At 45.2% G+C, this 15,334-nt stretch carries 15 protein-coding genes; 4 read left to right on the top strand and 11 right to left on the bottom strand.

What is annotated here, in order from left to right:
• Window position 1: 1 nt before the first annotated feature.
• Window positions 2–964 (bottom strand): uroporphyrinogen decarboxylase family protein, encoded by a 963-nt coding sequence (locus QXR61_01290; GenBank protein ID MEM3756588.1) that lies wholly within the window; start codon window positions 962–964, stop codon window positions 2–4.
• A gap of 153 nt (window positions 965–1,117) precedes the next feature.
• Here QXR61_01290 and asnS point away from each other — a divergent pair, with 153 nt between their 5' ends.
• Window positions 1,118–2,431 (top strand): asparagine--tRNA ligase, encoded by a 1,314-nt coding sequence (asnS, locus tag QXR61_01285; GenBank protein ID MEM3756587.1) that lies wholly within the window; start codon window positions 1,118–1,120, stop codon window positions 2,429–2,431.
• A gap of 102 nt (window positions 2,432–2,533) precedes the next feature.
• Here the strand turns inward: asnS and QXR61_01280 are convergent, their stop codons facing one another.
• Complete coding sequence (locus QXR61_01280) at window positions 2,534–2,869, bottom strand: hypothetical protein (protein MEM3756586.1); 336 nt, start codon at window positions 2,867–2,869, stop codon at window positions 2,534–2,536.
• A 6-nt stretch (window positions 2,870–2,875) separates the two neighbouring features.
• Window positions 2,876–3,694, bottom strand: a complete 819-nt coding sequence (locus QXR61_01275; protein ID MEM3756585.1) for a SagB/ThcOx family dehydrogenase — start codon at window positions 3,692–3,694, stop codon at window positions 2,876–2,878.
• 126 nt (window positions 3,695–3,820) lie between these two features.
• On the opposite strand from QXR61_01275, the gene QXR61_01270 reads away from it, so the two are divergent.
• Entirely contained in the window at window positions 3,821–4,912 is a 1,092-nt protein-coding gene (locus tag QXR61_01270; protein ID MEM3756584.1) for a radical SAM protein, read from the top strand.
• A 34-nt stretch (window positions 4,913–4,946) separates the two neighbouring features.
• On the opposite strand, the gene pfkA is transcribed toward QXR61_01270, so the two are convergent.
• Complete coding sequence (gene pfkA / locus QXR61_01265; GenBank protein MEM3756583.1) at window positions 4,947–5,909, bottom strand: 6-phosphofructokinase; 963 nt, start codon at window positions 5,907–5,909, stop codon at window positions 4,947–4,949.
• A 93-nt stretch (window positions 5,910–6,002) separates the two neighbouring features.
• Complete coding sequence (locus tag QXR61_01260) at window positions 6,003–7,586, bottom strand: radical SAM protein (protein MEM3756582.1); 1,584 nt, start codon at window positions 7,584–7,586, stop codon at window positions 6,003–6,005.
• A gap of 139 nt (window positions 7,587–7,725) precedes the next feature.
• Between QXR61_01260 and map the strand changes: the two genes are divergently transcribed.
• Window positions 7,726–8,670, top strand: a complete 945-nt coding sequence (map, locus tag QXR61_01255) for a type II methionyl aminopeptidase (GenBank protein MEM3756581.1) — start codon at window positions 7,726–7,728, stop codon at window positions 8,668–8,670.
• Window positions 8,671–8,676: 6 nt separating this feature from the next.
• On the opposite strand, the gene QXR61_01250 is transcribed toward map, so the two are convergent.
• From QXR61_01250 to QXR61_01235, 4 genes are all read right to left on the bottom strand, one after another.
• The gene (locus QXR61_01250) at window positions 8,677–9,081 is read right to left on the bottom strand and encodes a hypothetical protein (GenBank protein MEM3756580.1); all 405 of its coding nucleotides are present in this window, start codon (window positions 9,079–9,081) and stop codon (window positions 8,677–8,679) included.
• Between the two features lie 19 nt (window positions 9,082–9,100).
• Window positions 9,101–10,231 carry a DUF1512 domain-containing protein gene (locus QXR61_01245; protein ID MEM3756579.1) on the bottom strand — a complete coding sequence of 377 codons (1,131 nt, stop codon included), beginning with the start codon at window positions 10,229–10,231 and terminating at the stop codon, window positions 9,101–9,103.
• A gap of 93 nt (window positions 10,232–10,324) precedes the next feature.
• Window positions 10,325–10,657 (bottom strand): hypothetical protein, encoded by a 333-nt coding sequence (locus QXR61_01240; protein ID MEM3756578.1) that lies wholly within the window; start codon window positions 10,655–10,657, stop codon window positions 10,325–10,327.
• A 97-nt stretch (window positions 10,658–10,754) separates the two neighbouring features.
• Window positions 10,755–11,408, bottom strand: a complete 654-nt coding sequence (locus QXR61_01235; protein ID MEM3756577.1) for a DUF47 family protein — start codon at window positions 11,406–11,408, stop codon at window positions 10,755–10,757.
• A 193-nt stretch (window positions 11,409–11,601) separates the two neighbouring features.
• Between QXR61_01235 and QXR61_01230 the strand changes: the two genes are divergently transcribed.
• Complete coding sequence (locus QXR61_01230; protein ID MEM3756576.1) at window positions 11,602–13,119, top strand: amidophosphoribosyltransferase; 1,518 nt, start codon at window positions 11,602–11,604, stop codon at window positions 13,117–13,119.
• Between the two features lie 6 nt (window positions 13,120–13,125).
• On the opposite strand, the gene QXR61_01225 is transcribed toward QXR61_01230, so the two are convergent.
• Both QXR61_01225 and QXR61_01220 read right to left on the bottom strand, forming a co-directional pair.
• Entirely contained in the window at window positions 13,126–14,172 is a 1,047-nt protein-coding gene (locus QXR61_01225; GenBank protein MEM3756575.1) for an ABC transporter ATP-binding protein, read from the bottom strand.
• Window positions 14,173–14,221: 49 nt separating this feature from the next.
• On the bottom strand, window positions 14,222–15,334 hold the full coding sequence (locus tag QXR61_01220; protein MEM3756574.1) for an ABC transporter ATP-binding protein: 1,113 nt from the start codon (window positions 15,332–15,334) through the stop codon (window positions 14,222–14,224).

Here is a 15,334-nt window from a genome sequence, read left to right as displayed (position 1 = left end):
ATTATGTATTTACCCTAAACTTGACGCTTAAGGGATATTTACCATAGGATTTAGCGGTAGCCCATAAGGCTTCAACGTGATCCGTCGGAAATGGCATCGACTGATCCGGGCCTATTATGTATCCTCCGCCCGGCGCTAAAATATTTATGACCCTTTTAACCTCTCCCCTAATCTCGTCTATCGGCCCCAACATTAATAAGTGGGAGTCCACTCCTCCCTTTAACGCGATTCTTCCATTACACTTATCTTTGACGACTAGTAGGTCATTTGCCCTTGCTTGAACAGGATTTAGAATCGTGATCCCCACACCTATTAGATCGTCGATAATATCTTGTATGCAGCCGCAGGAATGAAATTCCACTATCTTTCCCTCCCTAACCAGTTCTTCGAAGCATCTCTTGTATTCCGGTAAAAAGAACTCTCTGAATATTTTAGGCGAAATCATCAGCCCCCTCTGGTGCCCTAGATCCTCGGATATGGAAACCCCGTCTAAACCTAGCTCAAGATACCGCCTAAAAACGCCGATATTGAAGTTAGCGATCTCATGCAGCAGTCGCTTCATCTCCTTGGGATGGGTGAAAAACGATTTAAAGAAGTTCTCCATGCCCATTAAAGCCCAAGCTCTCTCAAACATGAAGTAGGTTAAACCGCCGAGAACTAGGTGGCTGCTTCTATCAATGCTACGTAGGTAAGCCTCGTCTTCGCACGTGAACCCTAACTCCCATGGATTAGGAAACTCGTATTCATCCAATTTATCTAGACTTGGCAGCGGGTTTCCCTTAGGGAAAGGAACCATATCTCGGCGTGCAGCTTCCCAGCGAACCCCCCATTTATCAATCCAGCTCTCCATTCTAAAGTTGTCTCTAAACTGGAATACTAGCATGATGTTCTCACTGGTTCTCGGAACGTATTCTGGTTCCTCACAGCAGATTGCTCGAAGAAGATTTTCTTTCGGATTAACCATATTTATCTTCTTATCCCCTAGAGCCTTTAAGTGCTTTTAGGAAAACGCGACGCCTTAACTGATATTTCACATAGGTTTAGGTAAAAACGTTAATATTTTTGCTCGATTATCTTCTCTCAAGTGAAGATTTGACTCGGATTCAAGAGGGTTAATATGCCAAAGATAGCTTACGTGTCAGATATACTTTCAGGAAAACACGTTAATGAAGAGGTGCTTATTAGAGGCTGGCTTCACAACAAGCGTTCAAGCGGCGGAATACATTTCCTCCTAATTAGAGATGGAACAGGGGTTATTCAATGCACAGTCAAGAAGGATAAAATTGATGAGACAACCTTTGAGGAGACGAAAAAACTCGCTTTAGAGTCAACACTCGAGTTGACTGGGGTTGTTAAAGAGGATCATAGAGCCCCGGGAGGATATGAGCTGCAGGCCTCTAGCCTAAGAATTATTCACAGGGCGAAGGAGGGTTTTCCGATAGCGAAGAAGTATCATGGGCCAGATTTCCTACTAGATAATAGGCATTTATGGATTAGAAGCCAAAAGATGCAGAGGATTCTACGCATAAGGGCTGAGCTGCTTAAGGCTGCCAGAGAATGGTTGAATGAGAATGGGTTTACCGAGTTCCATGCGCCGACGCTTATAACAGCCGCATGTGAGGGCGGAGCAACATTGTTCAGCGTAAAATATTTCGATAAAGTGGCTTATTTAACGCAGAGCTGGCAGCTTTACGCTGAAGCCGCGATAGCTAGCCTAGGAAAAATATATACTGTTGCGCCTTCATTCAGGGCCGAGAAATCTAAAACTAGGCGCCATCTGACGGAGTTCTGGCACCTTGAGGTTGAGGTCCCATGGTGCGATTTAGAGGGAGTAATGAAGATTGAAGAAGATATGTTGGCTCATATAATTCGCAGGTTGTGTGAAAACCCGTCCGCTGTCAGGGATCTGGAGGCTCTCGGCAGACCGCGAGACGAACTCCTAAAGATGGTTGATCCGCCCTTTCAGAGAATAACTTACGACGAAGCCATTGAAATACTAAATAGAGATGGCGTAAATATCAAGTGGGGCGACGATCTAGGCTGGATTGAGGAGAAACGTTTAGCCCTAAAGTTTGATAAACTATTCTTCGTGACGCATTATCCGAGGAAGGCAAAAGCCTTCTACCATAAGCCTGATCCAAAGAAGCCTGAAGTAACCTTGTCCGCTGATCTGCTTGCGCCCGAGGGCTATGGCGAGATAACTGGAGGGGGGCAGCGTATCGACGATGAAAATGAGCTGTTGGAGAGAATACGGGAGAACAATTTAAACCCAAACGATTATGAGTGGTATATAGACTTGAGGCGTTGGGGCTCGGTTCCGCATGCTGGCTTCGGGCTCGGTGTTGAGAGAACAGTTATGTGGATATGTAAGCTAAGCCATATAAGAGATGCCATAGCGTTCCCAAGACTAATAAACAGAGTCTACCCATAATATTTTCGCCATACATTTTACATCTGGTTTTGACGGTAACGTAACCTTCCTCTCTAGATATATCGGGTTCTTAATGTTCTTCAGTAACTGCGTCCGTATTCTTCATAACGTTGCCTCAACGAGTAAGAGGAAGATCAGCAGCGTAGTTAACGCGGTGATCATCGCTGCCCCGATAACCCTTCTTTGAGACTCTTCTCTTAAGCGTCTCTCAACTACAATAATTATGCCGCCTAAGGTGTGCAGATATGTGAGGACTATTGTCAGAGCTCTTAGAATCTTATCGGTGTGAATTTTTCCGGGTTCAGGGATCACTCTTATTTCCGGATTTAACATTTGATACCCGCTTAGCAAGTATATTGAAGCTAACACTATTAATGGTAGCGATGTGAACTCAACCATTAACATGGATACTCTTACCAGCGTTGCCCTCCTACTCATACGCTTTCATCTCCTACTTGTAATATATTCCCATACGTCCTCGAAGGATGTTTTAGGCGGGCTTCTCGGAACCCCTATGGGAACTATATACAATGGTTTCTCTTCTGGTTTAGCGTCGATAGTTTTGGCCACAAGGTCGTCTTGAAAGGCTCCGACAACCACGGCGCCGTACTTTAGGGCTGTGACCATAAGATAAATGTTTTGTCCAGCGTGTCCAGCCTCCATTGGAACATATCTAACTCCGCCCCTCTTTCCATAAATACTTGTTGTCCTCTCGAAAACAGCGCAAATAACAATACTTAATGGGACTTCCCTAACCCAGCTTTGGCCCAGAGCTGCCTCCATAAGCTTCTCTCGATAGTCGCCTCTCTTAACCAACAGTAGAGTGTGGCTGCGCGGCTCATATTTGTAAACCCCTTCCCCGAGAAAACCCTCCACAGACCTCACGCCTCTCACACCTACCACAACATAGATTTCTAGGGGGTATGTGGCTCCAGCGCTGGGAGCCGCCCTTAAACCCCATTTAGGCTCGGTTACGCCGTATGCGGCCCACAGTATCATAGCTAAGCTGTTTAAGTCAACCGGTTCATCAGTATACTCTCTAATGCTTCTCCTTAGGAGGATAGCCTCCTCAACCGTTAATTCGCTAATCTTACGCGGTAATGGCAGGAGAACCTTTTCGTCGAGCAGCACCGGCATGTCAGCCGTCGTCTTCGGCTCCTTTGGCGGAGTAGGGACAGCAATATACCACACATATACTAGGATGGAGACTGCCAAAACTATTGAAAATGCCCAAACAACCTTGCCGGATAACTTAGCCAACATGTAAGCCTCCCAAAAATTATTCACCAGGAATAATTCTTTCCTCTCAACGATATAAACATGTTAATCGGCTGAATCTGCCGCGTTACCCTTAATAGTCTCCCGCCAGAAATTCTTTCTTGGAGAGCCATGTGGCGCATCTTTAGGAGAGACGCCATAGAAGTCTTAAGCGATGAGAAGGCTAGATCCAGCCTAGCAAGATACTTCGCTGTTATGGGCGATGAGAAGCCGGCAAAATTCATGATAGCCAAGAGGCTTCCAGCGGAATTCGAGGCAGACGAGCCGCTTAAAGATTTATGGGCTAGGCATGAGAAGCTGACCGAGGAATTCTACAGAGTTCAAGACGAGATGGATTCTGGGAGAAGAAGCCTAGAGGATATGGACACCCCGGAAAAATCCTATCTAGACCTAAAGATAACCATCGCAAAAAAGATTCTTGAGCGCTGCCACCTCTGCAATAGAAAATGCGGCGTAAACCGGTTAAAGGGCGAATTAGGCTACTGCAGATGTGGAACAGAGATAAGGGTCTCCTCCATCTTTGAGCATATAGGCGAGGAGCCGGAGCTCGTACCATCCGGAACGATATTCACAATGGGATGCACAATAAGATGCCTACACTGCCAGAACTGGACCATATCCCAGTGGTTCGAGAGCGGGGAGGTTTATTCTCCTAGGCGTTTAGCTTCGGCTGTTGAGGGGTTGCGTAGGAGCGGCTGCAGAAATGCCAATCTGGTTGGCGGTGAGCCTACTCCTTGGCTTGAGCAGTGGCTTGAAACATTTAAGCACGTGAACGTTAATATCCCTGTTGTCTGGAACTCAAACTCCTATTATAGCGAGGAGACCGCGAGGTTGCTCGCCGGCTTCGTCGACGTCTATCTGCTCGACTTCAAGTACGGGCCCTTTGAATGCGCTAAGAGGATCTCAGACGCGCCTAACTACTGGGATGTCTGCACAAGAAACCATCTTTACGGCGGCAAATACGGCGAGCTCATAATTAGGGTTCTTGTTCTACCAAACCATTTGGAATGCTGCACCAAGCACATTTTAAAGTGGATTGCGGATAACCTAGGCAGAAGTACGAGGACTAACGTCATGTTTCAGTACAGGCCTGAGTGGAGGGCATATGAAGTACCTGAACTACGTAGGAGATTAACGGTTAAAGAGATGGAGCGGGCGATAGAGCTGGCTAAAGAGGCTGGGTTAACTAACTTTATAACGTAATAACGTAGAGTGGAAAACAATGATGCTCGCCGTCTTAAAGGGAGAGTATCTCCGCTAGCCTATATCGGCTTAGATCTATCTCTTTCTCAACCATCCACGAGTAGTCTAAGTCGACAGATATTATTTCGCCGCCTTTTACGCCAACCATCCTCTTAGGCTCCCCGGTAAGCAGCAGTTCAACGGCTTTATGCCCAAACTCGCACGCCAATATTCGGCTCCTAGCGGTTGGAGCACCGCCCCTCTGGATATGGCCTAAAACCGCCAACCTCACATTCTGCCCCGTCTCCCTAGCAATGTAATCTGTTATTTGGCGGCTGTCTCCAGCCCCCTCAGCCATAATAATTATCTCAGAGGTTTTCCCCTCCTCTCTGTCACGTTTTATTCTACCGCATATTTTCTCCAGATCCACTTTGATCTCAGGTATGAGAATTATTTCCGCGCCACCAGCTAAGCCAACCTCTAGGGCTAGGAAACCCCTCCGCCTACCCATAACCTCAACTATAAATATTCTCTCGTGGGACGTCGCCGTATCCCTTATCCTATCTATTGCGTCCAGCGCCGTGTTCATCGCCGTGTCGAAGCCTATCGTTGTATCGGTTCCCGCTACGTCGTTATCTATTGTTGCCGGAACACCAATCATGGATATGCCGCTAGCCCTATAAAGCCTACTCGCGCCCCTAAAAGTCCCGTCGCCACCAATCACAACAAGGCCGTCAACCCCAATACTCTTTAGGAATTCGGCGGCCCGCTCTATGCCCTCATCCGTCTTGATCTCCTCGCAGCGTATTGTTCTAAGTATTGTTCCGCCCAGATTTATTATTCCGCTAACCGACCGCCTATCTAGGAAACGGTATCTGCCCTCCAGAAGCCCCGCGTAACCCCTCTCAATCCCCACGACCTCTAGGCCACTGTATACTGCTGAGCGGACAATTGCGCGTATAGCGGCGTTCATGCCGGGGGCATCGCCGCCAGCCGTCACAACGCCAATCCTTCTCAATTTCACGTACGCTCCTCGCTACAAAATCATAATTTAACGTTAAAAACTTATTATTAAGCGAGAGGCTATTTCGCCACTTATACTTCTAGTTAATTACTTAATGATCGGTCTGAGTATTCGAATTGGAAGAGGTTCTTCCGCCTTTAGGCTGCCGCTCCTAAAATCTTTTATCATCGCCCTCAAATCGTAATTATAGTCCCTTTCACAAATATCCATGTATTTCAGAACCTGCTTAATCCCGTAGGAGACAATTATTTTCAGGCCTTTCCTAATAACCCTGCTTCTTATGCTTCTCTCACTCCACTCATTAAATATGGCTTTCATCCATTCGAAATTATGCTTCCAGCACCTGAAGATTAACTCCGCGTGCTTAGGCGTTAAATCGTCTATTGTAAACGATTTAGTTCTATCCTTTAAGCCACCCATGGACACAAAGAACAGCGGAACAATTATGCTCTTAAAGGGCCTAAGCCTAGCGACCAGCGATATGGTTAGCTCAACGTCTTTCTCCTCCTCGCCCGGAAGACCTAAAATGAGCGTGGCGCATGGAACCCAATTATTCTCATTTAAAATCTCAAACGCTCTAACAACGATGTCCGGCCAGTCATTAGGCGAATAGGGTTTACATTTACCCCTCATATGAATGTCCATGATCCTAGGACTCCCGGTCTCGATCCCAGTTTGACCGCTCAACCAGTTCCTGCCGTTGAGGTTCAAAATATTCGATATCTCCTCGATCAGGTCAGGCGCACTTACGACCGATGCTAAAGCAAAGTGGCTTATCCCGACACTTTTAACGCCCGGATAATTCTTAACTTCACGGAACAACTCGGCTACTGCCTGCTTATTGATCTCCAAGCCCTTTGCCTTATACCTTAAAATATCCTCAGCGTGGAGCAAAGGCTGCCTCCCAGCCCTTAGATTAACCTCCACCTCTTTGAGAATGTGGTCTATCGGCAGGCACCGAAAACGCTGGAGCGTTGGTGCACAGAAATCGCATCCGCGCCCGCATCCCCTCGCCACTTCAATTATGCCATCTATGGTTGCGCCCCTAATAACGGGTATCTTATCTTCCTCAACGACCTCACCATAAACTACTCCGGGCAGATCTTCGCCGTTAATCGCTTTCTCAAATAATGGCCCGGCAACCTTCTCACCTTCACCGATAACAACGGTATCTATTCCAAGATCTCTCCGCACATTTTCATCCTCTAGTTGCCATGCGCCAGCTCCACCAACAATTATCTTAGGCCTATATTTCTTAACAGCCGGATGATTCAAAATCTCTCGAAATTTTACCGCCATGTAGGCTTCTCCACCAAAGATCTCTGTGAAAGTCGTTGTAGCCGGCCCAATTCCCAAAGGATCATTTTCAGTTATTCCCAAAACCTTTGTTTTTGGCCCGATAACTTTATCCAAATGCTCCGGATGCGCAACAATAATGTCTTCTCTCCTAAAACCATAATCCAGTAAGGCGGCTTCAATCTTCCTAGTTCCGTTCGGCGCCACAACAGCCGACCCGTCCTCATTAGCCTCAACCGGTGGACAAAATATTCTAAAATAGAGGCTGTCCGGAATCAAACCCCTAGGTACGCATGCGCTGAAACCTAGGAAGATTGCGCCACCATACTCGCTCATCAGCGTCCTATCTGCTGTAAGAACAATAGTATAGTCCATACCGTCTCGCCATAAACAACCTTTACAGGCGACGTGAAACTTACCTATTTTATTTTTTAAAAGAATATTTAAATTTTTTACCGCGGAACAATGTTGGAAAAAGGGTTTTTAGCGTGAGAGTTTATCTGAAGTATAAGGGATGAGTAGGCGTATGGTTCGGGATCTCCTCAGCGGTGGAGGGGAGCTGCCCAGCGACATACTTGAAAAATATATTCGTGCTGGCGAAATAGCCGCTAAAGTCAGGGAAGAAATTAAAAGAACTGTTAGAGAGGGTATGCTGCTCCTCGAAGTCTGCGAGATGGTTGAGGAAGAGATCAGAAGACTGGGTGGTAAACCAGCTTTCCCATGCAACGTATCGGTAAACGAGGTGGCTGCACATTACACTTCTCCCCCGGATGATAAAAGGACGATACCGGAGGGAGCTTTAGTTAAAATTGACATTGGGGTTCATATAGATGGCTACATTGCGGATACAGCTACAACAGTATGCTTTAACCCAAACTATGAAGACATGACATATGCCGCTGAAGAAGCCCTCAAGAACGCCATAAACCTTATGCGCCCAGGCATGCTTATCTCAAAAGTTAGCTCCGAGATACAGGCAACCATTGAACGCTTTGGCTTCAAACCAATATCGAATCTAACCGGACATGAAGTTGATCGATACATAATTCATTCCGGTAAAACCATACCTAACGTTTCCCACCTATCAATGGATAAACTGCGCTTAGGAAGAGTTTACGCTGTTGAACCCTTCGTCACAGTTAGAGACGCTGCTGGAAGAGTTGAAGATGGATCTGAAAAACATATTTTTAGGCTCGTAAAACGCAAAAACTTAAAGAACCCTCACCTTCAAAAAATCCTTAAATTTATTGAGGAGAACTTTAAGACTCTGCCGTTCGCCGAGAGATGGATAAGGAGATATTACTCTCAAGGTAACTTCTATAGGCAGGCCCTTTCAGATTTATTGTCTTCCAAATGTATAATGGCTTATCCGGTTTTCATTGAGGCAAGCTTAAAGCCAGTCGCACAAGCTGAACACACAGTCTACGTAAGCAGGGATGGGCCAGTAGTGCTCACATAAGGTGACTTAATAAAACTTCTCCTTCTTCTTATTCTCCTGAGGCTCTCTAAAAATTGAGTGGATTAAAAGTGTTCCGTTACACTTTGGGCATGAGCCGACTTCCCTCAGAACGTAGTCGCCTTTTTCAAATTCTCTTGTACTGCCATAATCACAGCTTACACATTTAATGACGGTTACAACTCTTATTCTGCCGGAATCCTGAAAGGACGCTTTCTTTCTCATCTGCATGAAGAGATAAATAGAAAGGAATATTGCGCCTATGCTTAAAACTATGTTTATCACATCAACGGTTTTACGGGTCAGATACGTTTCTACGGCTAGAAAGAGCGCTATCAGAGACATTACAAGCATAGTTAAAATGACGGCTGTAAAAATCACCGGCGCTCTCCTACTCTCGCTTTCATTCTTCATGCCGCTTTCACCATCATCTTTATTGAGATATACCTATCGTGTTTCCTATTCCAGCAATAATAACAGTATCTCCTTCCCTCGTGCTTTCACGAATCAACCTTTTAATTCTCTCAATAGCCTCCTCAACACCATCAACTATCTCCTTACTCATGGTTGAAATAACGTCCTCTATGCTTTCTTTAATCAATATCGCGCTGAACGGAACATTATATTTTGCAGCAACCTCCTCAACCTTATATTTATCGACGCCGGGGCCGCCAATAGCTACGCCGACGCCCTCCACTACTTCGCCCAACCGCTCCCCCTCAAGCTTTTGCGCCGCATCAATAACTATTATCAACGCGATTTTCCCCTCCTTCTCTTCGAGGATTTGCCTTATCGCTTCGCCGGGTCTACCTACGTTTCCGCCCGGACCTTTAGCCTTTATAACATATGCTCTCCTTCCCTCTATATCCACCTCGCTTACAACCGTGTCCTGAGCTATCACCCTCTTTTCTTTGCCATACATCAACCTTGCCGCAACGAGCGCTCCAGCTCCATCCCCTATTGGCTGACCTAGTGTAAACGCTTTAAGAGCATTTGCGAACGCCTCAGACTCCCTCATTATGAGCGGAAGAAGCATCTGTATTTGAAGAATTATGTAGAAGCTTAAAGTCTTCTTCCCCATTAAATAATAGTGTCTAACAATCTTGTAGATCTGATTTAAAGCTAACGCGGCTTCCAGAACATTTGTTAGATTGTTTAATTGCACGTCATCGGCCTGCGGAGCCATGCGCTTTATCTCGTCCTTTAGCCTGAAATCCCTAACATTTATGATATGCTCAAGCCTTCTAATTATGCCGGTTGGATCCAGACTTACAGGCTCAATATCTATGTGCTCTAACAGCCGATCAACTCTAGGCGTTGGATCCTCGGAGGGTTTACCGATCTCCCTTATCGCTGATATAGCGATCTGCCGCCCCCTATCCCTCATAGCCTTAATTTTATGAAGGGAGCCCTCAACCTCTTTAAGCATGAGAGCTGTCTGTATTCGCTGACCATAAATCCAAATAATTATAAACGCGAGAACCCATATAGCTTGAAAAATCCAGCTAGTATTGTCTTGAAGACCTCCCTGCTGCACGTTAACCATAAAATCTTCCAATCTCATCAAACATAACCTTTTCTAAAAATACTAACACTAAGTAATAAATTTTAGGTGAAGACACCCACTTTATTTTTAAGGGTTAAGTTAACGCTATTATCACTGCCTATATCGTTTTTCTCTTTCAAACTTACGCATCTGGTTGCGCCACTCGCTTTTGCTCTGCGTTTTTATGCTTAATTTACGTTGACGCTGAGAGCCATCGATCTGCCGATATCTGTTTATGTTTTCATAGAAAGTTTGATAGTCTATTTTATTTTGCTGTAAATCGATCATGTTTTGATTCAAATATTTTCTAACCTCTAAATCAATGGATTTATCGTAGGCTTCTGAATATGCGAGATAAGCCGCGTGAAGCCTAAAATTTGATAGGTCATCTATAGTGATTTTCTTAGGCGCGCTCTTAATATCCTTCTCAACCTCTTCACTCATACGCTCTAAACCTTCTCTAGACTCCCTTTTAAATGTAACGCATCTTACAGGATTTTATCATGCCAGAAGCCTGAGGTTTTAGGCTTTTTCATAGCGCCTATCCCGGAACTGTTAAAACTCTTATATAGTCTCCTACATCAGCGCAGCTATCCGCAGCGTTCTCCATATATTCAGCTAAGTCCTTCAGAATTATTAGAGCCATTGGGTTCACCTTGTTTCCGTATCCAAGCAGCAGAGACTTTATGCTTAGGTACTGTTTATCCACCTTATTCTCTTCCTCCTCCACCTTCATTGATAGATTTCTAGCCTCGGAAGGGTTTTCGCTGAGCGCTTTCAAACTCTCTTTCAGTGTAGCGGCGCATCTAACAACTCCAGTAGCCATTTCTAGGAAAGCTTTCCATATGTCTTCCGGAATATCATGGTCTAGAAGAATCATTATGCTACGCGCAGAGTCTTTAACAAAGTCGGCCATAACGTCTAAACGCTTAACAAGATGCATTATGTCCTCCCTATCTCTAGAGGATAAGCTTCCCTTAGACAGTTCCTCGAAAACAGCTCTCCTAAGGTTATCTATCTCCTCCTCAACTAGGAAAAGCCTCTCCACGGTTGTTTTAGCGCTTTCCCTATCACCTGAAAAAATGGCTTTAATAGCGCGTTCCAAATCGTTTACAGTGTCAAGCGCCAACGTCATTTGTCGATGCGCTATATCAAGAACTTTATTTTTGCGCCGTTTCTCAAACCAACGCTCCATTAGGAAATGCTCCTTTTCAACAATAACTTGTCTAAAATACAATTATATTATTTTAATTTTTCTTTTCTTATCTTAAAAAAGAACTTTAAGAAAAGGACCCCTTTTATTGTAAAAGCAGCCTATTTAAGAGAAAGGTAGCCTGATGAAAAAAGGTTTTAAGATAGAATAATGCATCTTCCTAGCAGTGAAGCGTATGTTAGGCGGCCTATTTGGCGTAGTTTCGAGGGAGGGTCTCGCCAGAGATCTATTCTTCGGGATTGATTACCACTCCCATATGGGGACAGAGGTGGGCGGATTAGCCTACTTAGATGAAGACATAAGAGTTATCTCATGCGATATCAGCAACAGCCAGTTTAAGTCTGTAATGCAGAAATATTACGGCGAGATAAGGGGAGTGATGGGCATAGGCGTAATAAGCAGCGTTGGGGAGGAGCAGCCATTAAAGTTTGAGTCGAAGATGGGCACATTCGCCTTGTGTACGGCTGGCTTCATTAGAAACGCAAAAGAGCTTTATGAAGAATTGATCGCTGAGGGAGCATCCTTCAAGAAGACAAGGACCACGCCTAAGGGCCCTATCCCGAACCAAACGGAGCTCGTGGGCGAGATCATCAGTAGGGGAAGAAACATCATAGATGGCATAGAGACTATGTACAAGAAGATTAATGGCGCGATCTCGCTTCTACTCCTCTCAAAGGATGAAAGATGCATTTACGCTTCAGGGGACACTTTTCCCTTAGCGCTAGGAAACAGGGGCGAAGACTGGGCGATAGCTTCAGAAACATCCGCTTTCCCAAACCTAGGTTTCAAAACCTTTAAGTTTCTCGAATACCGGGAAATAATCTCTATAGGCGAATCAGGGGTTAAAACTCGGGGAAACATTGGCTTTAAGAAAAAGTTCTGCCCATTTCTCCACGTATACTTCGGTTTCCCATCATCCGACTACTATGGTATAAACGCTGAGATAGTTAGAGAGAGATGCGGAGGTTTCTTGGCTGAAAACGACGATGTGAAAGCTGACCTAGTTTTAGGCATAGCTGACTCAGGGTTTGCGCACGCAATAGGCTACGTTAAGAGGAAAATAGAGCTGGCTGAAGAGAGGGTGAGGGCTAAAATGGAGGAGTTTAAGCAGGGTAAAATAAGCTTTGATGAATTACAGAAAACTGTGGTTGAGGAGATTAAGGCTATACCGCCTTTAAGGCGACCGCTCGTCAAATACACTCCGGGGTGGGGCAGAAGCTATATTCCTCCGATAAGAGAGAAGAGAGAGCTCATAGCCAAATACAAGCAGATCCCGAACGCTCAGCTTATAGAGGATAAAAGAATAATATTGGTGGATGATTCCATCAGAAGGGGCACGCAGCTAAGAGACCTTTTAAGGGAAAAAATATGGCCGTATAATCCGAAGGAGGTTCACGGTAGAATTGCCTCTCCACCCCAGCTTTACCCCTGCATATATGATGTGTCGACAAGCATCGAGGATCTAGCAACCTATAAGGCCATAGGCGAGATAAAGGGTGATCTAAGCAGGTATCTGGATCCAACAAGCCAAGAATATAAGTTTATGGTTGAAAAAATCCGCGAGATGATTGGATTCACAACCCTAAAGTTTCAAACTGTGGAAAACCTCGTTAAGGCGGTTATCGAAGCCCCAAACAATAGGGGCTTGAAAGAGGAAGATTTATGCCTATACTGTTGGACTGGAAAATACTGAGGTTTCCTACTCTATGGAGATCGCTTTCTCTAAACCTTCTTCGGGATACGGATATAAAAGCAGAAATTCATGGGGCATAATTATGCTCACGTTATCTCCAACATTAAATTTAGGGGCTTCCAAGGAGGGTTTTTTAACGACAACTAAGATCCCATTATTCATGCGGACCTCAAAGCGAACTAGGCTACCTAAGAAAGCCTTCCTCTCGATAACGCCCCTCCATGCTCCCTTAGAAGATCCATCCTTTCTCATGATGATGAACTCAGGTCTTATGGCTGCGATAACCTTTTTGCCCTCAAAATCAACCCTATTTGAACTATAGAGGATGGCTCCCTCAGCATTAATCTTCACGTGCTCATTTCTCTCCAATATTTCGCCCGTAAAAAAGTTCGCTTCCCCGAGAAAGTTCGCGGTGAAAATCTTTTTCGGGCGCATATAAAGTTCTAGCGGTGTGCCAACCTCAACTATCTCGCCAGCCCTCATAACCACTATTCTGTCGGCTATAGACATGGCCTCCTCCTGATCATGAGTAACATGGATTGCTGTTAGCTCTAGGTCCTTAACAAGCCTCCTTAACTCGTATCTTAGAAGCACCCTTACTTTAGCGTCAAGCGAGCCGAGAGGCTCATCAAGTAACAGTAGCTTCGAGCCGGAGACTAAAGCCCTAGCTACAGCCGTTTTCTGCCTTGCACCGCCGCTGAGCGCGCTTGGATAATCCCCAGCCCTATCCCGCAGCTTCATCATGTTAAGCATCTCTTCAATCAGGTCCTTGGCCGCGGTGATCTTCCATCCTTTAACAAACGGGCCATAAGAAACATTATCGTATATGCTCATATGTGGGAAGAGCGCGATCTCTTGGAAGACATATCCAACACCTCTATCCTCCATGGGGAGCCCGTTTACGATCCTATCGCCTATGTATATCTCGCCTTCATCGGGTTCAATGATGCCGGCTATACATTTTATCAGCGTTGTTTTGCCGCACCCGCTGGGGCCGAGAATACATAAGTATTCTTTATCCTCAACTTTGAGATTAGCACTTTTTAAGGCAATTATGTTCCCGTATCTTTTTGTTACGTTAACAAGGCGAATAGGCGGAATACTATATCACCTCTAGCTCCTTGTAAAGCCCATGTGGAGGATAACTATAAGTCCTCAAATTTTCTGGTTTTAAGCGAACGTAAACTCTTTCCCCAACCCTAAATCTCCCAATGCCTGTAAGGGTCGGCATCTTTGAAACAACTTTATCTCCATTATCTAGCAGGATATGGTATGAAGTGAAGTCTCCAAGAAACCTAATCTCTTCTATTCTCCCAGGCAACAAATTTATTCCCTCAATTCTCCTCACCGACTTAAGAACCTCAATTTTCTCTTCTCTCACCATCACAACAACCTTTTCACCCACATGCCTAGAAGCATCATTAACCCGCAGAAGAAAACCGTTTCTTAGCTGAACCCAAGAGCCATGCTCGTCTATCTCGGCGATAAACCCCTCAAAGAAGTTCGCTCCCCCAACAAAATGCGCCACAAAAATATTTACGGGCTCATCATAAATGTGGGAAGGCGACCCCTCCTGAACTATCTCACCATTCCTCAAGACCACTATTCTGTCGGCTATAGACATGGCCTCCTCCTGATCATGAGTAACATGTATCACTGTTAGCTTATTTTTCTCAGCAAGATCTTTAAGTTTATATCTGAGCTCAACACGCAGCCTAGCATCTAAAGCCCCTAGCGGCTCATCTAGAAGCAGTATTTTAGCCCCTGAAGCCAACCCCCTCGCAAGAGCTAGGCGCTGCTGCATGCCGCCGCTAAGCTCATGCGGGAAGGAATTCGCTCTCCATGAAAGCCTCGTCATCTCAAGCATGCTCATCGACACATTATAGGCGTCTTCCTTTCTAAGGCCTTTAGATAAGGGTCCGAAGGCAACGTTTTCTATTACGCTTAGATGTGGAAATAACGCGTAATGCTGAGGGACATATGCCACATTGCGCTCCTGCGGTGGAACATCATTTACGAGCTTACCGTCAATATATATTTCGCCTTTATCCGGTTTAATAACCCCCGCAATAAGTTTAAGCAGCGTTGTTTTCCCGCTTCCAGTCGGCCCCAATACGCACACGTATTCACAATCGTTTACGGTTAAACTTAGATTTTTTATCGCAGCTATATTTCCGTAGCTTTTAGTAACGTTCACGAGCTTTATTGATGGCAT

Source organism: Candidatus Bathyarchaeia archaeon, assembly GCA_038882715.1.
Classification (GTDB): domain Archaea; phylum Thermoproteota; class Bathyarchaeia; order Bathyarchaeales; family DTEX01; genus DTEX01.
This window is presented reverse-complemented; position numbering and strand designations above follow the sequence as displayed.